19 protein-coding genes and 1 other annotated feature are annotated in these 21,862 nt (G+C 47.4%); of the genes, 11 read left to right on the forward strand and 8 right to left on the reverse strand.

Translation table 11 applies throughout. From position 1 onward, the window contains the following. Nucleotides 1-63 precede the first annotated feature (63 nt). The 4 genes from BGM27_RS04960 to BGM27_RS04975 all read left to right on the forward strand — a co-directional run bounded on the left by BGM27_RS04960 (nucleotide 64) and on the right by BGM27_RS04975 (nucleotide 4,963). On the forward strand, nucleotides 64-819 hold the full coding sequence (locus BGM27_RS04960) for an ABC transporter ATP-binding protein (protein WP_007408812.1): 756 nt from the start codon (nucleotides 64-66) through the stop codon (nucleotides 817-819). After that, nucleotides 816-2,756 (forward strand): FtsX-like permease family protein, encoded by a 1,941-nt coding sequence (locus tag BGM27_RS04965; RefSeq protein WP_007408811.1) that lies wholly within the window; start codon nucleotides 816-818, stop codon nucleotides 2,754-2,756. Before BGM27_RS04960 ends, BGM27_RS04965 begins: the two co-directional genes overlap by 4 nt. Before the next feature lie 107 nt (nucleotides 2,757-2,863). Continuing rightward, nucleotides 2,864-3,583 carry a YwaF family protein gene (locus BGM27_RS04970; protein WP_007408810.1) on the forward strand — a complete coding sequence of 240 codons (720 nt, stop codon included), beginning with the start codon at nucleotides 2,864-2,866 and terminating at the stop codon, nucleotides 3,581-3,583. Between the two features lie 195 nt (nucleotides 3,584-3,778). After that, the gene (locus tag BGM27_RS04975; protein ID WP_015240418.1) at nucleotides 3,779-4,963 is read left to right on the forward strand and encodes an MDR family MFS transporter; all 1,185 of its coding nucleotides are present in this window, start codon (nucleotides 3,779-3,781) and stop codon (nucleotides 4,961-4,963) included. 41 nt (nucleotides 4,964-5,004) lie between these two features. Here the strand turns inward: BGM27_RS04975 and ytvA are convergent, their stop codons facing one another. Then, complete coding sequence (ytvA, locus tag BGM27_RS04980) at nucleotides 5,005-5,790, reverse strand: YtvA family blue-light photoreceptor (RefSeq protein ID WP_007408808.1); 786 nt, start codon at nucleotides 5,788-5,790, stop codon at nucleotides 5,005-5,007. Nucleotides 5,791-6,178: 388 nt separating this feature from the next. On the opposite strand from ytvA, the gene BGM27_RS04985 reads away from it, so the two are divergent. The 4 genes from BGM27_RS04985 to BGM27_RS05000 all read left to right on the forward strand — a co-directional run bounded on the left by BGM27_RS04985 (nucleotide 6,179) and on the right by BGM27_RS05000 (nucleotide 10,341). After that, nucleotides 6,179-6,514, forward strand: a complete 336-nt coding sequence (locus BGM27_RS04985) for a DUF4257 domain-containing protein (protein ID WP_020954281.1) — start codon at nucleotides 6,179-6,181, stop codon at nucleotides 6,512-6,514. Between the two features lie 102 nt (nucleotides 6,515-6,616). Continuing rightward, nucleotides 6,617-6,830: a binding site (T-box leader), on the forward strand. Between the two features lie 108 nt (nucleotides 6,831-6,938). Further along, on the forward strand, nucleotides 6,939-9,353 hold the full coding sequence (leuS, locus tag BGM27_RS04990; RefSeq protein ID WP_007408806.1) for a leucine--tRNA ligase: 2,415 nt from the start codon (nucleotides 6,939-6,941) through the stop codon (nucleotides 9,351-9,353). A 115-nt stretch (nucleotides 9,354-9,468) separates the two neighbouring features. Next, complete coding sequence (locus BGM27_RS04995) at nucleotides 9,469-9,780, forward strand: rhodanese-like domain-containing protein (protein ID WP_003152299.1); 312 nt, start codon at nucleotides 9,469-9,471, stop codon at nucleotides 9,778-9,780. An 84-nt stretch (nucleotides 9,781-9,864) separates the two neighbouring features. Beyond that, complete coding sequence (locus tag BGM27_RS05000; protein WP_012118234.1) at nucleotides 9,865-10,341, forward strand: GNAT family N-acetyltransferase; 477 nt, start codon at nucleotides 9,865-9,867, stop codon at nucleotides 10,339-10,341. Between the two features lie 36 nt (nucleotides 10,342-10,377). Here BGM27_RS05000 and melA read toward each other — a convergent pair whose 3' ends face one another. Genes melA through BGM27_RS05025 form a run of 5 tightly spaced genes read right to left on the reverse strand, consistent with a single transcriptional unit; the run spans nucleotide 10,378 to nucleotide 15,772 of the window. After that, nucleotides 10,378-11,676, reverse strand: coding sequence for an alpha-galactosidase MelA (melA, locus tag BGM27_RS05005; protein ID WP_007408804.1), 1,299 nt, complete (start codon nucleotides 11,674-11,676; stop codon nucleotides 10,378-10,380). Between the two features lie 22 nt (nucleotides 11,677-11,698). Further along, on the reverse strand, nucleotides 11,699-12,520 hold the full coding sequence (locus BGM27_RS05010) for a carbohydrate ABC transporter permease (protein ID WP_007408803.1): 822 nt from the start codon (nucleotides 12,518-12,520) through the stop codon (nucleotides 11,699-11,701). After that, on the reverse strand, nucleotides 12,517-13,431 hold the full coding sequence (locus BGM27_RS05015) for a carbohydrate ABC transporter permease (RefSeq protein ID WP_007408802.1): 915 nt from the start codon (nucleotides 13,429-13,431) through the stop codon (nucleotides 12,517-12,519). Before BGM27_RS05015 ends, BGM27_RS05010 begins: the two co-directional genes overlap by 4 nt. Next, a complete protein-coding gene (locus BGM27_RS05020; protein WP_007408801.1) occupies nucleotides 13,428-14,705 on the reverse strand; it encodes an ABC transporter substrate-binding protein in 1,278 nt (425 codons plus the stop codon). Before BGM27_RS05020 ends, BGM27_RS05015 begins: the two co-directional genes overlap by 4 nt. A gap of 41 nt (nucleotides 14,706-14,746) precedes the next feature. Continuing rightward, nucleotides 14,747-15,772, reverse strand: a complete 1,026-nt coding sequence (locus BGM27_RS05025) for a LacI family DNA-binding transcriptional regulator (RefSeq protein WP_007408800.1) — start codon at nucleotides 15,770-15,772, stop codon at nucleotides 14,747-14,749. Nucleotides 15,773-15,972: 200 nt separating this feature from the next. On the opposite strand from BGM27_RS05025, the gene BGM27_RS05030 reads away from it, so the two are divergent. Continuing rightward, a complete protein-coding gene (locus BGM27_RS05030) occupies nucleotides 15,973-16,155 on the forward strand; it encodes a sporulation protein Cse60 (RefSeq protein ID WP_003152309.1) in 183 nt (60 codons plus the stop codon). 35 nt (nucleotides 16,156-16,190) lie between these two features. On the opposite strand, the gene opuD is transcribed toward BGM27_RS05030, so the two are convergent. Both opuD and BGM27_RS05040 read right to left on the reverse strand, forming a co-directional pair. Continuing rightward, the gene (gene opuD, locus BGM27_RS05035) at nucleotides 16,191-17,726 is read right to left on the reverse strand and encodes a glycine betaine transporter OpuD (RefSeq protein ID WP_007408799.1); all 1,536 of its coding nucleotides are present in this window, start codon (nucleotides 17,724-17,726) and stop codon (nucleotides 16,191-16,193) included. A gap of 179 nt (nucleotides 17,727-17,905) precedes the next feature. After that, nucleotides 17,906-19,171 carry a BaiN/RdsA family NAD(P)/FAD-dependent oxidoreductase gene (locus tag BGM27_RS05040; RefSeq protein ID WP_007408798.1) on the reverse strand — a complete coding sequence of 422 codons (1,266 nt, stop codon included), beginning with the start codon at nucleotides 19,169-19,171 and terminating at the stop codon, nucleotides 17,906-17,908. A gap of 207 nt (nucleotides 19,172-19,378) precedes the next feature. Here BGM27_RS05040 and BGM27_RS05045 point away from each other — a divergent pair, with 207 nt between their 5' ends. Next, the gene (locus tag BGM27_RS05045) at nucleotides 19,379-21,016 is read left to right on the forward strand and encodes a putative polysaccharide biosynthesis protein (protein WP_003152313.1); all 1,638 of its coding nucleotides are present in this window, start codon (nucleotides 19,379-19,381) and stop codon (nucleotides 21,014-21,016) included. 56 nt (nucleotides 21,017-21,072) lie between these two features. Continuing rightward, nucleotides 21,073-21,792 (forward strand): pseudouridine synthase, encoded by a 720-nt coding sequence (locus tag BGM27_RS05050; RefSeq protein WP_007408795.1) that lies wholly within the window; start codon nucleotides 21,073-21,075, stop codon nucleotides 21,790-21,792. Nucleotides 21,793-21,862 lie beyond the last annotated feature (70 nt).

Here is a 21,862-nt window from a genome sequence, read left to right on the forward strand (position 1 = left end):
AAACGAAAAAAACGGCTTCTGTTTTTAAAATAAAGATAACCAATGTAAAAGGAGAATCAGAACGTGATGATTTTAGAAGCAGGCAATATCCAAAAAAGCTACGGAAACAAGCTGAATAAACAAGAGGTGCTGAAAGGAATTGATCTTCAGATTCACAAAGGGGAATTCGTCAGCATTATGGGCCCGTCGGGATCAGGGAAAACGACCCTTTTGAATGTGCTTTCCTCCATTGATAAAGTGAGCGCGGGCACCATTAAACTGAATGAGACGGAGATTACATCCATGAAAGAAAAACAGCTTGCCGAATTCAGAAAACGGCATCTCGGCTTTATTTTTCAGGATTATAATTTATTGGACACCCTGACCGTGAAAGAAAACATACTCCTGCCGTTATCCATTACGAAAATGTCTAAGAAAGAGGCGGACCTGCGATTTGCCGAGACGGCAGAGGAGCTTGGGATCTATGATTTGCGACATAAGTATCCGAGTGAAATTTCCGGCGGGCAAAAACAGCGGACGTCTGCCGCAAGAGCTGTTATTCACGAGCCGGGCATTATTTTTGCTGATGAGCCGACCGGAGCGCTCGATTCAAAGGCTGCCATGGATTTACTGAATAAACTCAGCCGCCTGAATCAAAAACGCCGCGCCACCATTGTGATGGTGACGCATGATCCGGTTGCCGCCAGCTATTCCGGACGTGTGGTTTTCATTAAAGACGGCCGTGTGTATACACAGCTGAATAAAGGCGGCCAGGACAGACCGGACTTTTTTCAGGATATTATGAAAACGCAAAGTGTATTGGGCGGGGTTCAGGCATGAGTATTCATCATTTGATCTTCCAGAACCTGAAAAAGAATTTGAAAAACTATTACCTTTACGTTTTTGCGCTGGTGTTCAGCGCCGCCCTTTATTTCGCGTTTGTCACGATGCAATACGATCCGGCGCTTGATGAAATGAAAAGCTCCATAAAAGGAGCGGCGGCAATCCGGGCCGCCTCTGTACTGCTTGTGGCGATCGTGTCGGTATTTCTTTTATACGCCAACACCATTTTTATTAAACGGCGCGGCCGGGAAATCGGCTTATTCCGATTAATCGGCATGACGAAAATGCACATTTTCCGCATACTCAGCACAGAAAATTTCATTTTGTATTTCGGATCGATTTGGATCGGTATTTTTGCCGGCTTTTCTCTCTCGAAATTATGTATGATGATGCTGTTTCATACAGTCGGTGTGAAAGCCTCTGTCTCACTGTTTTTTTCAAGCAAGGCGCTCGTTCAGACGTTAATTGTGTTCGGGGCGATTTACGTGCTGATTATGATGATGAATTACTTATTTATTAAACGGCAAAGCATTTTGTCTTTATTTAAAACCGCGTCATCGTCAGAAAGCGGCATAAGACGGCTTTCTTGGGTGCAGATGTCGATCGGTGTTGTCGGTATTGCGGCCATTATCGCCGGCTATGCCGTGTCCGCGGATTTATTCGGAGGCAGTTTTACGAGCATGAATGAACTGTTTTCGGCCATGGTGTTTATTCTCGGCTCGGTCATTATCGGAACCTATCTGTTTTATAAAGGTTCGGTCAGCTTTCTGGCAAATCTCATCCGGAAATCAAAAGGCGGGTATCTGAATGTCAGTGAAGTGCTGTCTTTGTCATCCATCATGTTCCGGATGAAGTCAAACGCCGTCCTGCTGACGATTATTACGACTCTTTCGGCGCTGGCAATCGGTTTGCTGTCTTTAAGCTATATCTCGTACTATTCCGCGGAAAAATCGGCTGAGCAAAATACAGCCGCGGACTTTGCGTTTGATAACCAAAAGGAGACTGACTCATTTACCGCTTTATTGAAGAAAAACGGAATTGAACACAAAGTGAAAACAATCAAGACCATTCAAGCCGGTGTCAATATGAAGAACATCATAAACGGCGACATGAAAAGCTTTCAACAAGACCCGTCCAGCTTGGCGCTGCCGATTATAAGCGAGAAAGACGCAGAAGGGACGGAGCTTTCTGACGGAGAAGCCGTGTTTACCGGATATAATGATATGATGAAAAGATTTCTCGACCTGAAAACGTCAGGTTCCATTGATATAAACGGCAAAACGGATAAAATACCGCTGGCGTATAAGGGCTTGAAGAACGACTTCCTTCTGTCATATACATTTACAAGCGGAGGGCTGCCGACCGTTATCGTCACGCAGCAGGTATTTGACCGGATCGAGAAAGATATCGACCCGTCCATTCAGGGAAAATCAAATCGGTTTTTCGGCATTACACTCAAACGTGAAGAGGACATCCAAAAAGCTGATGGTCTGTTTCAGGCGCAGCACTATTCTGACGGCGCGCTTTCACAATTTGAAACGGCTGACACCCAAAAGAAAAACATGGGGCTGATCATGTTTATTGTCGGCTTTTTGGGGTTAACCTTTCTGATCACCTCAGGCTGTATCCTTTATTTTAAACAAATGGGCGAGTGTGAGGATGAGAAGGCTGATTACACGATATTGCGGAAGCTCGGCTTCACAACGGGGGATCTGCTGAAAGGCATCCGCCGGAAGCAGGCGTATCATTTCGGGATTCCGCTCGTTCTCGGGCTGTTCCACAGCTATTTTGCCGTTCAGTCAGGATGGTTTTTATTCGGAACGGAAGTGTGGACGCCGATGATCATCGTCATGGCGCTGTATACGCTGCTGTACTCCATCTTCGGCATGCTGTCGGTGCTATACTATAAAAAGGTCATTCAATCCGCATTGTAAAACAAGTTGAGGAGCCTCCGCATAAGCGGAGGCTTTTTTTGTATGAATAGAAGAAAGCGATTTTTAAAAGAATAGACATACGTCATTTTCTCGCGCGGGGGAGCCTTATGCAGAAGTATTTTCAATTGAAATCTGAAACAGGAGCCTTTCATCTTTTTTCCAAGGAACACATTTTCACGCTGTTGATCATCGGATTGCTGGGGGCGGGCGTGATCGTATTCCGGAAAAAGCTCAACTACGGCCGGCCGAATCGCGTTTTCCGCTATGTACTGTTCATTCTCCTTGCCGTGTCGCAGATCAGCTATCATATATGGCTGCTTTGTCATCATGCCTGGTCGCTGAAAACAGCTCTGCCGCTGCAGCTGAGCGACCTTTCCGTCTATTTGGCAATGCTGATGGTCATGACAAAAAGCAAAAAACTGTTCGCCTTCCTCTATTTTGCCGGTTTGGGCAGCGCCGTACAGGCGATGGCAACACCTGATTTAGGGGCGTATTCTTTCCCGCATTTTCGGTACATCGTGTTTTTCGTCTCCCACGGCTGTGTTTTTCTTACCTGTCTATTCATGGCCGCTTCAGAAAGGTACAGGCCGTCGGCGCGCGGACTGTGGGTATCGGTGCTGATCGTAAATCTGTACGGGGCGTGTGTCTTTTTTATTGATCGTGTGCTGAATGCAAATTACTTATATTTAATGAAAAAACCGAAGACCGCTTCGCTTCTGAATGTTTTCGGACCTTGGCCGTGGTATCTTCTATCAATGGAAGCGGCGGTGATATTGAGCTTTTTCATTCTGTATATCCCTTTTTGGCTGCTGAGGAAAAGAGCATGAGGCCGGCCTGTTTTTGTGAATCCAATCATTTGTAATTTTTTCAACATTCCGGCATTATTTTTTTCAGATTCTGATGTTGAAAAAAGACGTCCGCGGCGATAGAATGAATGTGCTATGATAACGTGTTCGATACGGAGCCGCGGCTTGCGGTTTCCGTTTTTTCATGGGGTTTTTTATAGAGAGAGGGGGATCGGTATGCCGCGCGCTTTGAAGATATTAATCATCGGAATGTTTATCAATGTGACGGGCGCATCTTTTTTGTGGCCGCTGAATACGATCTATATTCATAATCATTTAGGGAAATCGCTGACTGTTGCGGGGGTTGTTCTGATGCTGAATTCCGGGGCCAGTGTGGCGGGGAATTTATGCGGCGGATTTTTGTTTGATAAAATCGGCGGATTCAAATCCATTATGCTGGGCATTATGATCACATTGGCAAGTCTTCTCGGACTCGTTCTGTTTCATCAATGGCCCGTTTATATTTGGCTGCTCATCATTGTCGGCTTCGGTTCCGGTATCGTGTTTCCGGCCAGTTACGCCATGGCGGGAGCGGTATGGAAAGAAGGCGGGCGGAGAGCTTTTAATGCGATTTATGTAGCTCAGAACGCAGGTGTCGCCGTGGGCTCGGCACTCGGCGGGATGGTTGCGGCGTACTCGTTTACGTACGTGTTTTTAGCCAATGCTATGCTGTATGTGCTGTTTTTCCTTATCGTATTTTTCGGGTTTCGAAATATCAAAACCCAAAATGCGAGCCAGGTTTCTGTTCTGGACTACGAGCCTGTCAGCAGCAGAACGAAATTTACGGCGCTTCTCATATTGAGCGGCGGGTATGTTCTCGGGTGGATCGCCTATTCGCAGTGGTCCACAACCGTTGCGTCACATACTCAAAGCATCGGTATGCCGCTTTCATTATACAGTGTGCTCTGGACCGTAAACGGAATATTAATTGTCGCCGGACAGCCTCTCATGGGAGCTGTTCTGAAAAAATGGTCCGGTGCGTTAAAAACGCAGATGGTCATCGGCTTTTGTATTTTTATCGTCTCGTTCGGCGTGCTTCTCAGCGCCAAGCAATTTCCGATGTACCTCACCGCAATGGTGATTTTAACCGTCGGAGAAATGCTTGTCTGGCCTGCCGTGCCTACCATTGCCAATCAGCTTGCGCCTAAGGGGAAAGAAGGATTTTACCAAGGATTCGTCAACAGTGCGGCGACGGGCGGCAGAATGATCGGGCCGCTCCTTGGCGGCGTGCTGGTTGATCAGTACGGAATGAGCGTGCTGCTGTTGATCCTGATGGTGCTTCTTGTTGTCAGCATCGCAGCGACGGTGCTGTACGACAAACGCCTGAAAACCGTTAATAAACAAAACGTCCAAGTGCGATGACGACATAAAAAAATCCCGCTGTTTCGGCGGGATTTTTTTGTTTATACGACCGGAAGCACGTTGACCGCGTCCTTAACGTTTAAATACGTCTTTAATGAAGAAAAGCTGGCATCAAGCTGATTCATTCTCATGGCGAGGGTAGGCTTGATCCCGGTGATAATCAATTCCGTGCCGATTAATTTAAGCAGGTGGTGCAATTTGAAAATCCGGTCTGCGGTCTGTTCGTTTACCTCGGCCAGACCTGATAAGTCTATAATTAAGTAATCATCTTTAGATGCGGTTAATATGTCCGTCAAAGTTGTCACAATTGAATCAAATCGTTCTTCCGTTAAGTTTCCCACTAACGGCAAGGCGGAGATGCCGTTTCGGATCGGAACAATCGGTGTAGACAGCGTCGTGATTTCTGTGAGGGAATCCTCAAGGAGCTTTTCGTATTCTTTCTGCTCTGTAATGTCTTTTTGAAAACCGACAAAATAGAGCTTGTCTTCAACATAAAGAGGATCAATGTTGAGTTCATTCCAAAACGGGGTGCCGTCTTTTTTGACATTTTTCAGCCGCACCGTGATCTTTTCTTTCTGGGTTAAGCTCTTTCTGATTTTCGCGACTTGTTGACGGTCGGTTTCTTTGCTTTGCAGAAATCTGCAGTTCTTACCTAATATCTCTTCGGAAGAGTAGCCTGTCATATCCATAAATCCCTGATTTGTATATATGATGGGATTGTCCTCAAGAGAGGGGTCTGTAATCACCACGCCGATGCGTGCGTGATCAAGCGCCTTTTTGATAAGCTCCAGCTGCTCCAGTTTTCCGAATACATTTGAGTCAGCCATGTAAAACCCCCTTTTGGCCGTAAAGCTGCGCGCTTTTTCAGCCATTGTTTCTCCCCTTTTTAAATGAATCTACAGTAACCGTAGCATAACATATGTTCTGATTCAAGCAGCCGAAGTTTGCAATTTGTCATTCGGGCTTGTCCTCATATACACTGAATATATAAGGGGAAGGCACATCATCGCTAAGTAAGTGACTAGGTCATTGTCACTGGGTGAAAAATGAATCTAATGCATCAAGCTTACCGATCATGTGTTCACATATAATGGAAGAAACAAGCTTTTTACTTTCCTGCTCAATCGCCGGTATGTAGATATCGAAAATCATCGTATTCGTAAGGGGGCTGGATGGCCTGAAGTCGCTTTACTAAATAAGGGCTTTAGGAAGGTGATGAAGATGCTGCATCAGGTAATAATTGCTTGTGTAATTGGAGGAATCATGGGGGTTCTCGGTCATGTGAAAAAGAGAGGCAGGCTGGAGAAACCCAGAATGACAAAGCGGTTTATCTATCTCGGTTTTTTGGAAGATGGTTTTATCGGAATGGCTGCTTCCATCTTACTTGTCTTATCCGCTGACCCCGATTCAGGAATTCAACTCGTCATCTTATCCATAATCGCAGGCTACGGCGGAGAAGCTGTTCTCAGGAGCTTTGATTTTGTCAGAGAACAAAACAGTAATTCGGCCGAAGCAAAACCACACCAGCAAAAAAATCCTCCATCAAAATAATATCCCCGCTCATGACCCGTTCCGGGTACATTCCCATTGTATACAAACCTGCTTGCACTTATGAACAGAATTCTATAAAATACAGGTAAGATTACGGTAGCGATAAGAACAGTGAAGAGGAGCAGTAAGAAGCAGATTTTGCAATCAGAGAGTTGACGGCCGGTGCAAGTCAATCAAGTCTGTTTCCGAACTCGCCTCAGAGTTGCAGCGGCAAAACCGCTGACGCATAACTGCGTTAAAAGTATCAAGTGAGTGCGGCTCAAAACCGTGCTAACGAGGGTGGTACCGCGGGAAATAAAAATCTCTCGTCCCTTTTTGGGATGAGGGAGTTTTTTTAGTTTTAGAATAATCTGAATATAATCTTTCTCATCCCGTCAATACTTGGACTACATACGCCGTATTCAATCAGAAGGAGGTTTTTACGTTGAGTTTTCAGCACGAAAAAATAGAAAAGAAATGGCAGAATTACTGGTTGGATCATAAAACGTTCGCCGTCAGTGAAGAGAATGACAAGCCGAAGTTTTACGCGCTTGACATGTTCCCGTATCCTTCAGGAGCCGGCCTTCATGTCGGACATCCGGAAGGCTATACGGCAACCGATATCCTTTCGCGCATGAGACGCATGCAAGGATACAATGTGCTTCATCCGATGGGATGGGACGCGTTCGGGCTTCCTGCCGAGCAATACGCGCTTGACACGGGGAATGATCCGGCTGAGTTCACAAAACAAAATATAGATAATTTCCGCCGCCAGATTCAATCGCTCGGATTTTCATATGATTGGGATCGTGAAATCAATACGACTGATCCGGACTATTACAAGTGGACGCAGTGGATCTTCACCAAGCTGTACGAAAAAGGGCTCGCTTACGTAGACGAAGTGCCGGTCAACTGGTGCCCGGCGCTCGGAACGGTGCTTGCGAACGAAGAGGTCATTGACGGCAAAAGCGAGCGGGGCGGCCATCCGGTTGAACGCCGTCCGATGAGACAATGGATGCTGAAAATCACCGCTTATGCGGACAGGCTTCTTGAAGATTTAGAAGACCTTGACTGGCCAGAAAGCATTAAAGACATGCAGCGCAACTGGATCGGACGCTCAGAAGGCGCAAACGTGCATTTCGCGATCGACGGCACTGATGACACGTTTACCGTGTTTACGACAAGACCGGACACGCTGTTCGGCGCGGCTTATGCCGTACTGGCTCCTGAGCATGAGCTTGTGGAGGCCATCACGACGCCTGAACAAAAAGAAGCGGTAGACGCTTATGTTAAAGAAGTTCAGGCGAAAAGTGACCTGGAACGGACGGATCTTGCGAAAACAAAAACGGGCGTCTTCACGGGCGCATATGCCGTAAACCCTGCAAATGGGGAAAAGCTGCCGATCTGGATAGCGGATTATGTCCTCGCCTCTTACGGAACAGGCGCTGTAATGGCCGTGCCGGCGCATGACGAACGTGATTTTGAATTCGCAAAAGTGTTCAGCCTGCCTGTCAAAGAAGTCGTAAAAGGCGGAAATACGGAAGAAGAAGCGTACACGGGGGACGGAGAGCATGTCAATTCCGGCTTTCTGAACGGACTGAATAAAGCGGAAGCGATTGAAAAAATGATCGCCTGGCTTGAAGAAACGAAAAACGGTGAGAAAAAAGTGACATACCGTCTGCGTGATTGGCTGTTCAGCCGCCAGCGCTATTGGGGCGAGCCGATTCCGGTCATTCATTGGGAAGATGGCACGTCAACAGCCGTTCCGGCGGAAGAGCTGCCGCTGATTCTGCCGAAAACCGATGAGATCAAACCGAGCGGAACAGGTGAATCACCGCTTGCCAACATTAAAGAGTGGGTGGAAGTCACTGATCCTGTAACGGGCAAAAAAGGCAGAAGAGAAACGAACACGATGCCGCAATGGGCGGGAAGCTGCTGGTATTTCCTCCGCTTTATCGACCCGAAAAATCCGGATCAGCTCGCTTCACCTGAGAAACTGGATAAATGGCTGCCCGTTGATATTTACATTGGAGGAGCGGAGCATGCCGTGCTTCACCTTCTGTACGCGCGTTTCTGGCATAAATTCCTCTACGATATCGGTGTCGTGCCGACGAAAGAACCGTTCCAAAAGCTGTATAACCAAGGAATGATTCTCGGGGAAAATAATGAAAAAATGAGTAAATCCCGCGGAAACGTCGTCAATCCGGATGAAATTGTGGCGTCTCACGGAGCAGATACGCTCCGCCTGTACGAAATGTTTATGGGGCCGCTTGATGCATCTATCGCCTGGTCTGAATCAGGCCTTGACGGAGCGCGCCGCTTCCTTGACCGCGTATGGCGTTTGTTTATCGAGGAAAACGGCGAGCTGACGGGCAAAGTGACAGAAGGCGCAGGCGAAACTCTTGAGCGCGTCTATCATGAAACGGTCATGAAAGTGACAGAAAACTTCGAAGCCCTTCGTTTTAACACGGGCATTTCTCAGCTGATGGTCTTCATTAATGAAGCTTACAAAGCGAATGAACTGCCGAGAGAATATATCGAAGGTTTTGTGAAGCTGCTTTCTCCTATTGCGCCGCATTTGGCGGAAGAACTGTGGGAAAAACTCGGCCACGAAGGTTCGATTGCATACGAGGCTTGGCCTGCTTATGACGAATCAAAACTGGTGGACGATGAAGTGGAAATCGTCGTCCAGCTGAACGGAAAAGTAAAAGCGAAATTAATGGTTCCGGCTGATGCTGATAAAGCAGCGTTAGAACAGCTCGCACAAGCTGACGAAAAAGTAAAAGAGCAGCTTGAAGGAAAAACGATCCGAAAAATCATTGCCGTACCGGGCAAGCTTGTCAATATCGTGGCAAACTGACCGGGCGAAGCCCCTCTCCTACAGAGAGGGGCTTTTTTATCAGTCTCTATCATAGAAATTGCACCGCGGGCTTTGGTATACTTAACACCATAAAGATGAATGGGAGTGTCACACATTGAAAATAAATGAAATCAGCACAGCCGCACTGGAAGAAAAATTAAAAGCGGGAGAAGAGCTGTATCTGATTGATGTCAGAGAAGACGAAGAAGTTGCCGAAGGAATGATTCCGGAGGCCGTTCACATCCGCATGGGGGACATCCCTGAGAAGATGGATGCGTTAGACAAGGACAAGGAATATGTATTTATCTGCCGTTCCGGAAAAAGAAGTATGAACGTTTGTATGTATTTACATGAGCAGGGCTTCCGTACGGTTAATGTTGAAGGCGGCATGCTGGAGTGGGAAGGCGAAACAAAGCCGAAGAAATAACGCTTTGAAGTGAAAGAAGAAAAGGGACGTGCGTCTTTTTCTTCTTTTTTTATAAAAAAACGGGAGGCGAATCAGGTGAAACCGATGATCCGCGCGATGAAAACAAACGATATCAAACAGGTCCGGCAAGTCGCAGAACGAAGCTGGCATCATACGTATGAAGGGATTATTCCCAGACACATTCAGGATCAGTTTCTCGAATCCGCCTATCAGGATGAGATGATGGAACGCCGGCTCTTGCATTCTCTGTTCTTTGTGGCAGAAGAAGAGGGGCGAGTGCTCGGTTTTGCAAATGCCACCCCGGTTCAAAAAGACGGAAATGCGGAGCTGACCGCCATCTATATTGACCCGGATTGCCAGGGAAGCGGGATAGGCACGGCACTCCTTAAAGAATGCATCAGGCAGTCCGGCGGGGTAAAAAAGCTTTATGTCCATGCAGAAAAAGAGAACCGCATTGCCTTATCCTTTTATCAAGCGAAAGGGTTTCAATGGGTATGTGAATTTGAAGAAGATTTTAAAGGACACACTTTACAGACGGTCAAACTGGTACTGAACATATAAAAGCGTCCGGCCCGCCCAGGACCGGAACGCGAATGATCAGTGATAAGCCGGAAGCCGGTCTTTGTGCGCTTCAAATAAGTCATCGCACAAAGATATGATGTCATTCATGGAAAGCTCGGCGCTTGTATGCGGGTCAAGCATGGCCGCCTGATATACGGCTTCCTTTTTTAATGTAACGGCCGCTTCGATGGTTAAAAGCTGTGTGTTAATGTTTGTTCTGTTGAGCGCCGCGAGCTGCTCGGGAAGTTCGCCCGAATAGCATGGCATAATGTGGTTTTTGACGGCTGTGCAAGGCACTTCAACGACCGCTTTCGCCGGCAGATTCGGTATCAGCCCGGTATTCAGCACATTGCCGCCGAATGTGAACGGTTTGCCCGTCTCCATCGCTTCAATAATTCTCGAACCGTATTCTTTTGAGCGTTCATGCGTCAGGTTTTGGTTGTTGATGATGCCGTCTCTCATCGTTTCCCAATTGTTGATTTGTTCCGCGCATCTCCTCGGATATTCATCAAGCGGAATTTGGAGTTCATCTATCAGCTCCGGATACCGGCTTTTTATAAAATACGGGTGATATTCGGCATTATGCTCAGATGATTCCGTTACGTAGCAGCCGAATTTATCCATCAGCTCAAACCGCACCATGTCCTTATGTTTCGTCTTTTGTTTTTCGCGTGCCCGTCTTTTAATTTCAGGATATAAATCAATTCCGTCTTTTTTAATCTCCAAAAGCCAAGCCATATGGTTAATGCCGGCAATGCGTTCTTCCGTACCTTCGTGATCCATGCCGAGTGAGTCAAACAGATCTTTGGTACATACCTGGACGCTGTGGCACAGGCCGACCGTTTTGACATTCGTATGTCTGAGCATCGCTCCGGTCAGAGAGGCCATCGGATTTGTATAGTTTAACAGCCACGCATCCGGGCAGACCTCTTCCATGTCTTTTGCGATGTCAAATAAAACGGGGATGGTGCGAAGGGAACGGAAAATGCCGCCTATTCCGACGGTATCGGCAATCGTCTGGCGGAGACCGTACCGCTTCGGGATGTCAAAGTCAATGACCGTCGCGGGTTTATAGCCTCCGACCTGAATGGCGTTTATCACATAGCCGGCGTGTTTCAGCGCCTGTTTTCGGTCATCGTAGGAGATGATGGATATACTCGTATTGTAGCGGTCTCTCATGTTTTCCAGCATGAGCTGGGATTCTTTCAGCCGTACAGCGTCAATATCATAAAGCGCGAATTCAAACCCGTTTAATGCTTCAGTCAGTAAGCAGTCCCCCAGTACATTTTTTGCGAAAATCGTGCTCCCCGCTCCGATAAACGTAATTTTCTTCAACAGAAATTCCTCCCTTTTCTTCTCAGCCTTTGACCGCCCCGGAGGACAGCCCTGAGATAAAATATTTTTGAAGCGCCAAAAACAATACGACCATCGGCAGCATCGCCATAATTGCGGCTGCGGCGACTAAGTGAAGATTGTTCGCGTTTTCGCCGAAAAATCCCGCCATGGCCACGGTCAATGTCTGCACCTTTTGATCTTGTAAAAAGAAAATCGCAAATTGGTAATCGTTCCAGATAAACACACAGGAAATAATGCAGACCGTTGCGGTAATCGGTTTCAACAAAGGAAACACGATTGTATAAAAAGTCCTGATCAATCCCGCGCCGTCCATCCTGGCGGCTTCCTCAAGCTCTTTCGGAATGGAAGAGCGGATAAACCCCGAATATAAGAAAACGGTCAGCGGCATATATGCAGCCGTATTAATGAGAATGGCTGCGGCATGCGTATTGATCAGCCCCGCATCAGCGACCATCTTGTATAAAGGAACCATGGAAGTCAAAGGCGGGATGATCATGATTGAAATCAAAAGGCCGAAGACGATTTTGTTCAGCTTTGTATTTCTTCTTGCGAGCGGGTATGCGGCAAGCGAACCCATGAAAATTAATAAAGCGGCGGAAACGGCTGTAATGATAATCGTGTTCAGAAAGGATTGCCCGAGAGAGGCACGTTCCCATGCTTCACGAAAATTCTGAAATGAAAAGGCGGATGGCAGCGACCATTTTGAACTGTAGTCACCTTTTGCTTTTAATGACGTGGTCAGCAAAATATAAAAGGGGACAATATGAACGCACGAGATAACGGCTGCCAACAGCGTAAAAATCCGCATTCGGGCTGTTTTCATGACATTTCCGTCTCCTTTCGCTTGAAATACACGAGAGCCGAAAAGCTGATGACAAGAATAATGACGGACATAAACACGCCTTGGGCGGCGGCATATCCCGCATCCTGCCGTTTAAAATATAAATCATACATAAACGTTGACATCGATTGAGAGGAATTGCCCGGCCCGCCTGCGGTCAGCGCGATAATGACATCAAACAGCTTCAGCCCGCCGATGATATTGATGACCATGTTGATGGTGACAGCCGGCATCAATAAAGGCAGGGTGATGGTGAAAAACGGCTGAAGACCTCCCGCGCCATCCATTTTTGCGGCTTCGTAATAATCTTTCGGAATGCTTTGCAGCCCCGCCAAATATACAATCATCGCAATGCCTGCGTATTGATATGTGTTAATCATGACGATAATCCACGGGTTTGCCGCAGGGCTTGCCAAGGCGTTGACAGGACCGATTCCCAGTGCGCCAAGCACATCATTCAGCGCACCCCCGTCATATGAGAAAATAAAATACCAAATGTATCCCATAATCAGCGGACTGATAATGACGGGCAGGTAGACGATCGTTCTTGTGAGCGCCTTCATTTTTAAGCTCTGATTCAAAAGCAGCGCATATAAAAGTCCGAGCATATTCTGAAAAAAAGTGCTTCCGATGCCGTAAAGCAAAGTGTTTTTCACAACAAGCCACGTGTCCGGATCTGTAAAAAGCCTTTTATATTGAGTAACCCCCACCCATTGATACGTCTGTGAGAAGCCGTTCCAGTTTGTAAATGTGATAAAAGCGCCTTTGACAAACGGAAAAATCATGAAAATAAAAACCGTGGCAAGAGCGGGAACGTACATCCACCACAGTGACGCGGGTTTTACCGGCTTTTGATGTTGAAATCCTTGGGTTTCTTTTGCAAGATCACTCATTCTTTTTCAGCTCCCCGTGAATCAGATTGAAGCCGGAGCCGCTTATATTCCCTGCCGAGTTTCGCTGAAATTTCAGCGGGGGTTAAGATATCGGCCATCAGCTCCTGCCCGGCTGTTCCCATCACATCCCACATTCCGTTCGGCAAATAAAGGCGGTCAAAATAAGGCTGCACCTTAATATGCTGATAGCGCTTATAGTCATTTGCGTAGAAAATGTCCGTTTGCACATTCACTAATCCGGCCGGAAGCGAGGTCGCTTCGGCAATTGATTTTGCATGCTCGGGTCGGGCCATAAATGCGATAAACTGTTTCGCTTCTTCAAGCCGCGGGGAATCCTTGAATGCCGCCAGCGTGTAACGTTCGCCTCCGATCCAAACCGGCGCGTCTCCCTTATGGACGGCCGGGGTCGGTATGATGCCGACTTTTACCTTCGGATTGATTTGAGCGACGTCTTGGCCGAGGGTGCCGCCCTGCAGCGTAAAGGCGATTTTGTTTTGCGCCATCAGTTCAATGAGCTGGGACCGTTTTGCCGTCACGGCATCTATATTGAGCAGGTTTTCCTTTTGCATCTCTTTCAGTTTGTCAGATAAATAGGTGAAGTGTGTCCAGCGGAAGGTTCCGTTTAACAGTTGTTTTTTGTAACGGTGTGCGGGATCTGTGATGAGAAGCGGTGCGGCGAATTGATCGTAATATTGGGCAAATGAGCTTTTCTCATAGCCGGCAAACCAGAAGGGGGTGACTGTTCCGCCGCTTTTTTCTTTAATCTGTCGCAGTGCCTTCATAAAATCATCCATTGTTTCCGGCGGTTTGATTCCGTATTTTTCTAACAACGTACGATTGTAGGCCAGTCCGTCCTTTGCCTGATTCAGAGGGAAGGCGTATATTCTGCCTTTGGCGTCTTTGAGCATGCTGTTTAAATTCGGATCGAGCCGCTTCGTCCAAGACATGCCGCTGAGGTCGGCGGTATATTCTCCGTAGCGGATTTTGGCCCAGCCGTGTGTGTCGAAAAGATCGGGCATATCACCGGCCGCCATCCTGACCCTCATCATATTTTCGTAGTCATTGCCTGGGAAATGAACGTTTACTTGAATGTCCGGATGTTCTTTTTGGAATGAATCAGCCAACTTTCTGAATACGGCGCGTTCGCTGTCTGAGGATATGGTGGAATAGACTGTCAATGTTTTCTGCTTTTCTCCGGCGCCGCTCTGTTCTGCCGAGCAGCCGGGAAGTATCATGCAAGTAAAAGAAAGGAACAAAGCCAGTAAGCGTTTCATCTTTTCCTCCTTTAAATATGATATAAACGCTGCGGGACACGTCACCTCCTTTCTTGTGAGCCGCAGCTTTGTCTGACAATCAATGAAGTGGGGAGCGTCACGGCCAGCGGGACGGTTCTGCCGTTTAAACGGTCGAGAAGCAATTTGACACCCGTCCGGCCCATCTCTTCCGTGTATACTTTTACCGTTGATAACGGCGTGCTGGCGTATTCTGCCTCATCAATTCCGTTGAAGCTGACAACCGCCGTATCGCGCGGGACTTGAAGGCCGGCTTCCTGCAAGGCTTTTAAAGCGCCGACAGCCATCGAATCACTTGCGATAAAAAAGGCATCGGGGAGACTTCCGCCTTTGATGGCTTCATTCATCAGCCGGAACCCTTCGTGCATGCTGTATTCGCCGATCAGTACATGCTCCGGCTCGGCGCCGGCCATTTGTAAGAAAGCGGTCAGACGCTTATCCTCAATCGTTTTATTGCTGTTTACACCGTCTATGACGGTATGCTCCCGCTCCCGGCCGCCGATATAACCGAGCCGCTGGTAACCGAGCGACAGAAGATGTTCTATCGCCTTTTGCGCTGCGGCATAAAAATCCACGCTGACGGAATCGTAGCGGGCGGGATCGGGGGTGCCGTTAACAAATACCGCGTGCCTGAAAGCGGCGCTGATATTCGTAAGCGCCTCGTCTTGCAGGCTGCCGATGACGATGACGCCGTCCAGTTCGTGAAACATATGCTCTTGAAAAGAACCGAGATGGATAGAAGATGTGATAAAAATTTTTTGCCGAAAGCATTCTTCCTCAATGCCTTTTCGGATCGCCGAAAAATAAGGATCCTGCCGTTCTTCTTCCGGTGATAGGCAGCTGACAACGCCGATCAGGGGCGCTGAATCGCTGCGGCTGCGGTTCTTCCGTCTTTTTGCCGACGGCTGATAGCCCAGCTCATCGGCGATCCTCAGAACTTTTTCTCTTGTTTCATCAGTCACAGCCAAAGAGTCATCCTTATTCAAAATTCTCGATACTGTCGCGCTGGATACAGATGCCTGTAAGGCAATATCTTTGAGACGGACCATTTCGCATCTCCTTTTTACTAAATATTTACTAAACAGAAATGACCTGGTTATTGTTAAAATGATATTATCATACGAGAGTAAGCGTTTTCAACAACTATTTTTGGTTACTTTTAGTAAAAATCAGTAAAAAAGAAAATCTGTTTTTCTCTATCATATTTCAATTGAACCGGAATAAATTGATAGAGAAAGGAGAGGGTGATGTGCTGAAGATAGCTGTTTTTGATGAGGAGCATGAAAAGGATCTGCAGACTGAAGTCAATACATTTTTAAAGGGGATTTCTGATGAACAGCTCGTTGATATTAAATATACGGTAGCGGCGGCCTGTGATCCTGAAGGTGAGCAGCTTTATTGTTTTTCCGCTCTCATTTTATACCGAAAATAAAGAAGCCCGGACGAAATGCCGGGCTTCTTTGTGCATTATGCTTTTTTGACGCGGGGACTTCTCGGTTTTTGGTATTTCTCCGCTTGTTTGATTCCTTTTCGCTCGCTCGCTAATGACTTGTACAGAGACACAATCATCAGAAGAATCACGACTGAAAACGGAACCGCGGCGAGAATGGCGGTGTTTTGCAGTGCGGCCAGACCGCCGGAATATAACAAAACCGCTGCCACGGCGGACTGGATGACGCCCCAGATGATTTTCACCCGGTTTGACGGGTCTAATGAGCCGTAAGACGTTTGCATTCCAAGCACAAATGTCGCTGAATCCGCTGATGTAATAAAGAATACAGCGATCAGAACAAGCGTTAATACGGATGTCACCATTGTCAGCGGATAGTGGCTGAGTGCGCCGAACAGCATCGTATCCGTTGACATTCCCGCGACATTGAATACGCCTTTCTGCTGAAGATCCATCGCGGATACACCGAAGATCGCAAACCATAAGAAAGCCAATATACAAGGTGTCACCAATACCCCGATTAAAAATTCCCGGATCGTCCGGCCCCTTGATACACGGGCGATAAAAATGCCGACAAACGGCGACCAGGATATCCACCAGGCCCAATAGAAAATGGTCCAGCTGTTAATCCATTCGCGTTTTTGGGGATCATTCGGAGACAAGCGAAAGCTCATCTGCACGATATTTTGGATATATTGGCCGATAGAATCGGTAAATGAGTTCATAATCAGCACCGTCGGGCCTGCAATGAGCATAAAGATCATTAAAATAGCCGCGAGCGCCATGTTGGTATTGCTTAAGTATTTAATCCCTTTGCCGATGCCGCTCCACGCAGAAATCAAAAATAACACGGTCACGACAGCGATCAGGATCAGCTGAACGGAAAATGTTTTCGGAATGCCGAATAAATAATGCAGACCGCCGTTGATCTGAGTCGCTCCGAGCCCTAAGCTTGTCGCCACACCGACAACGGTCGCAAACACGGCGATACAGTCAATCGCTTTGCCGATCGGCCCGTTTACTTTATCGCCCAAAAGCGGTGTCAGTGTGCTGCTGATCAAACCGGGCGCGTCTTTTCTGAATTGAAAATATGCGATACATAAAGCGACAACCGCATAGATGGCCCAAGCGTGCAGCCCCCAGTGGAAAAATGTGTACCGGAGCGCATCACGAAATGCTTGGGGCGTTTCTGTTTCACCTGAGGGAGAGCTGATGGCGTAATGGCTGATCGGTTCCGCAGCCCCGTAAAATACCAAACCGATTCCCATGCCTGCGCTGAAAAGCATGGCAAACCATGATAATAAGCCGAATTCCGGTTTTTCCCCGGGTTTTCCGAGTTTTATTGTGCCGATCGGACTTACAATGAGAAAGAGACAGAAACCGACAAATATAGAAACGACCAGCAGATAATACCAGCCGAAAGAATCCGTAATAAATTTTTGTGCCGTATCAGTGACTTGCTGCAGGCTGTCAGGAGAAATGGCCCCCCATAAAACCGCAGCGGCTGTGATGACAATCACAATCCAAAAAACACTGGAGATGTTCTTCTTCAAACGTTCTCACCCTCTGACTATTTTTTTCAATACGCCATTTTGTTTTAGTATGGTCGTACGATTGCAGATCAATCCTTTCTTCCTATTCCCTCTATCAGGTGAAACAAAACGCAGAAAACTCTATCATGTTTTTGGTCAATTATCAACGGGGACGCTCAGGTAAATGCGCTCTAAACCATTTAGAGCGAGCGTGAGAAACGTCCTGCATTCAAACCGGCGAGACGACCCGTGACAAAGGCTGAAGTGATATTGTAGCCCCCGGTATAGCCGTGAATGTCGAGTATTTCTCCGCAAAAATATAAGCCTTCCATTTTTTTAGACGCCATTTGTTTCGGCTCAATCTCTTTTACGGAAACACCTCCGCCTGTGACAAACGCTTTGTCCAAAGAAAGCGTTCCGTCAGCGGCAACCGTAAATTGTTTGCAGTCTTTGACAAAAGCCCTGAATTGATCCTTCGGCAGTTCCGTAAAGCTTGTCTGCGGATCAAGACCGTTCCGTTCCAGAAGAAAAAGCAGGTACCGTTCCTGCATCCACGGCTTCAGCGCATTTTTGAGCGCTTTTTTCGGTGCGTCTTTCAGTTCCTTGTGCATCTTTTGAAATAACTCTTCCTCGTTGATGCCGGGAAACAGATCGATGCGGAGTTTGACCTCTGGCTGCTTTTTCAGTTCTTTGACGACAAATTGGCTGCAGCGGAGAATGGCGGGGCCTGACAAGCCGAAATGGGTAAACAGCATGTCCATCACGTGTGTGACGATTGGTTTGCCTTTTTTATTCAGGACGCTGACGGCCGCGTTTCTAAGAGACAGCCCCTGAAGTGTTTTTTGTTTAATAAACGGTTCTGACGACGTAACCGGCACTTCCGTCGGAAAGAGTTCGGTCACGGTATGACCGGCCGCTTCCGCCCATGCATAGCCGTCTCCGGTGCTGCCGGTATGCGGGACTGATTTTCCGCCGACCGCGATAATAACGGCGTCTGCGTTAATGTGTTCGTCATTGTTTGTCGTAATGCCTGCTGTCCTGCCGTTCTCGTACCGCACTTCTTTGATTTTTTCATTTGTGCGGATGGTGACATTCAGTTGTTTTAATCGGTTCAAAAGCGCATCGACAACGCTTTGCGCTTTGTCCGTCACCGGGAACATGCGCCCGTGGTCTTCTTCTTTCAGCTGAATGCCGAGTTTTTCAAAAAAGGCGATGATATCTTCATTATTAAATTCGGAAAACGCGCTGTATAAAAAGCGGCCGTTGCCGGGGATGTGTTTGATGATTTCTTCAACGGGGAGGCGGTTGGTCACGTTGCAGCGCCCGCCGCCGGAAATCGCCAGCTTCCGTCCCAGCTTGTTTCCTTTATCGATTAATAATACGTCCGCGCCTTCTTCGCCTGCCGCAATCGCAGCCATTAAACCGGACGGACCGCCGCCGATCACAATCACGTCATAATGTTTCATCTTTCATCAACAACTTTCTTTTTCACGTATAATAGGCGGAAATGTCCGCTTTCTGCTATTATAGCGAAAGAAAGGGAATCCTTAAACGTATTTTGTTTTTTAAAGAGTTTTCCCAAAAAGTTTCCCGCTGTAATTATTACCGTCTAATTGCCCAGTTGTGTTAAAATAGAAAAGTTGAATCTTCGTAGAAAATGGTGATGAGGAAACATGTCAAGCAAATTGTTAAGGGGCACGTTCGTGCTGACGCTCGGCACCTATATATCGCGGATTTTAGGGATGATTTATCTGATCCCGTTCGGAGCGATGGTCGGAGCGACGGGCGGAGCTTTGTTTCAATACGGATATAATCAATATACACTGTTTTTAAACATTGCCACGATGGGATTTCCCGCCGCGGTTTCAAAATTTGTCTCGAAATATAACTCCAAAGGAGACTATGAGACGAGCAGGCGGATGCTGAGAGCGGGAATGTCGGTTATGCTCGTAACCGGGATGATCGCTTTTTCAATTCTTTATATTTCGGCGCCGTTTTTTGCGGAAACATCTCTCGGCGGCACGAGTAACAACGGACTTACGATTGACCACGTCGTTTATGTCATCCGGATGGTGAGTCTGGCACTTTTGGTCGTGCCGATTATGAGTCTTGTGCGCGGTTTTTTCCAAGGTCATCAGATGATGGGGCCGACAGCCGTTTCACAGGTTGTGGAGCAGCTTGCCCGGATCATCTTTTTATTGGGCGCCACGTATTTGATTTTAAGAGTGATCAACGGCGGCCTTGTCATCGCAGTCGGATACGCGACTTTCGCGGCGCTGATCGGATCATTCGGAGGGCTTGTCGTTCTTTATATTTACTGGAATAAGCGGAAGGGCGATCTTCTGGCGATGAAGCCGAATCTCGTCCCGTCTGCGAACTTAAGTTATAAAAAAATGTTCATTGAGCTTTTCAGTTATGCCGCTCCTTACGTATTTGTCGGACTGGCGATTCCTTTGTATTCGTATATCGATACGAATACGTTTAATAAAGCGATGATTGCGGCGGGCCATAAGGATATCAGCCAGGACATGCTTGCGATTGTCACCCTTTATGTGCCGAAGCTTGTGATGATCCCGGTTTCTCTGGCGACCGCTTTCGGTCTGACGCTGATTCCGACGATTACTGAATCGTTTACGAGCAGGAATTATAAGCTTTTGAACCAGCAGATTAACCAGACGATGCAAATCATTCTGTTTTTGGTTATTCCCGCCGTTGTCGGGATGTCCGTGTTATCGGGTCCGGCCTATACGTTCTTCTACGGCTCTGAAAGTCTTCGACCGGATATCGGACAGGATATATTGTTCTGGTACGCGCCTGTCGCGATTCTGTTTTCTCTGTTTACCGTAAACGCCGCGATCCTGCAAGGGATTAATAAGCAGAAATTTGCTGTCGTGAGTCTTTTCATCGGCGTTATTATAAAAGTGGTGCTGAACGTGCCGCTGATCAAGCTGTTTCAGGGAGACGGGGCCATCTTGGCAACGGCGCTCGGTTATATCGCTTCTCTTCTGTACGGTTTTATTATGATTAAGCGCCATGCGGGCTATTCGTATACGGTACTTATAAAACGGGTCATTTTAATCGCGGTCCTGTCCGTCGTGATGGGAGTCGCGGTCAAGCTGACTCAATGGCTGCTCAGTTTCTTTGTAACATACCAAAGCGGCCAGGTGCATGCGGCGATTGTCGTCTTTGTCTGCGCTGCTGTCGGCGGTGCGGTGTACATGTTTGCCGCGTACCGAATCGGATTTTTACAGAAAATGTTTGGAAACCGTCTGCCCCGCGTTTTGAGGAGAGGCAGGCATTCCGCCCATTGAGAAATAATGAATAGTCCGCTTATCGCGGGCTTTTCTTTTTAAAGGAGAGGATCAGGATGAGACTTGATAAGCTGCTTGCCAACAGCGGATTCGGCTCAAGAAAAGATGTGAAAAAAATCGTCAAGGCCGGGGCTGTCATGATTGACGGAGAGCCGGCGAAAGATGTGAAAACCCATGTCGATCCGGAAAAACAGGACATCACGGTATACGGAGAGCCGGCAGACTATCGTGAATTTATTTATGTCATGATGAATAAGCCGCAAGGAGTCCTGTCCGCTACCGAAGACAGCCGCCAGCAAACTGTGGTTGATCTGCTGACGCCTGAAGAACAGCGATTTGAACCGTTTCCGGCGGGACGTCTTGATAAGGATACGGAAGGCTTTTTGCTTCTGACCAATGACGGGCAGCTCGCTCATCGCCTGCTTTCTCCGAAAAAGCATGTGCCCAAAACATATGAGGTCCGGTTAACCTCGCCTCTGTCACCGGAAGACATCGTTCATCTGGAAAGAGGCGTCGTCATTGAAGGAGGCTATAAGACGAAGCCGGCAGCCGTTGAAATCATTACAGAAAGCCCGGATGAAACGGTGATTCACTTGACCATTACAGAAGGCAAATATCATCAGGTGAAGCTGATGGCAAAGGCTGTCGGAAATGAAGTGGCTTATTTGAAGCGGCTTTCGATGGGGGCTGTTTCTCTTGACCCGGATCTTAAACCGGGAGAATTCCGCGAGCTGACTGAAGAAGAGCTCGAAACGCTGAGAGGCGCTGAAGTGTAATCGATATCAGAAAAGCCCAAAACAGATTTGTTTTGGGCTTTTTATATAGAGGAACAAAAAACAAGGCAAA

The organism is Bacillus sp. FJAT-27001, from assembly GCF_019039175.1.
GTDB lineage: Bacteria > Bacillota > Bacilli > Bacillales > Bacillaceae > Bacillus > Bacillus velezensis.

What these genes read in the sequence shown, in the direction of transcription:
- BGM27_RS04965 (WP_007408811.1), top strand. Translation starts at nt 816, where the DNA reads ATGAGTATTCATCATTTGATCTTCCAGAACCTGAAAAAGAATTTGAAA.
- BGM27_RS04970 (WP_007408810.1), top strand. Translation starts at nt 2,864, where the DNA reads ATGCAGAAGTATTTTCAATTGAAATCTGAAACAGGAGCCTTTCATCTT.
- BGM27_RS04975 (WP_015240418.1), top strand. Translation starts at nt 3,779, where the DNA reads ATGCCGCGCGCTTTGAAGATATTAATCATCGGAATGTTTATCAATGTG.
- ytvA (WP_007408808.1), bottom strand. Translation starts at nt 5,790, where the DNA reads ATGGCTGACTCAAATGTATTCGGAAAACTGGAGCAGCTGGAGCTTATC.
- BGM27_RS04985 (WP_020954281.1), top strand. Translation starts at nt 6,179, where the DNA reads ATGAAGATGCTGCATCAGGTAATAATTGCTTGTGTAATTGGAGGAATC.
- BGM27_RS05000 (WP_012118234.1), top strand. Translation starts at nt 9,865, where the DNA reads ATGATCCGCGCGATGAAAACAAACGATATCAAACAGGTCCGGCAAGTC.
- BGM27_RS05010 (WP_007408803.1), bottom strand. Translation starts at nt 12,520, where the DNA reads ATGAAAACAGCCCGAATGCGGATTTTTACGCTGTTGGCAGCCGTTATC.
- BGM27_RS05015 (WP_007408802.1), bottom strand. Translation starts at nt 13,431, where the DNA reads ATGAGTGATCTTGCAAAAGAAACCCAAGGATTTCAACATCAAAAGCCG.
- BGM27_RS05020 (WP_007408801.1), bottom strand. Translation starts at nt 14,705, where the DNA reads ATGAAACGCTTACTGGCTTTGTTCCTTTCTTTTACTTGCATGATACTT.
- BGM27_RS05025 (WP_007408800.1), bottom strand. Translation starts at nt 15,772, where the DNA reads ATGGTCCGTCTCAAAGATATTGCCTTACAGGCATCTGTATCCAGCGCG.
- BGM27_RS05040 (WP_007408798.1), bottom strand. Translation starts at nt 19,171, where the DNA reads ATGAAACATTATGACGTGATTGTGATCGGCGGCGGTCCGTCCGGTTTA.
- BGM27_RS05045 (WP_003152313.1), top strand. Translation starts at nt 19,379, where the DNA reads ATGTCAAGCAAATTGTTAAGGGGCACGTTCGTGCTGACGCTCGGCACC.
- BGM27_RS05050 (WP_007408795.1), top strand. Translation starts at nt 21,073, where the DNA reads ATGAGACTTGATAAGCTGCTTGCCAACAGCGGATTCGGCTCAAGAAAA.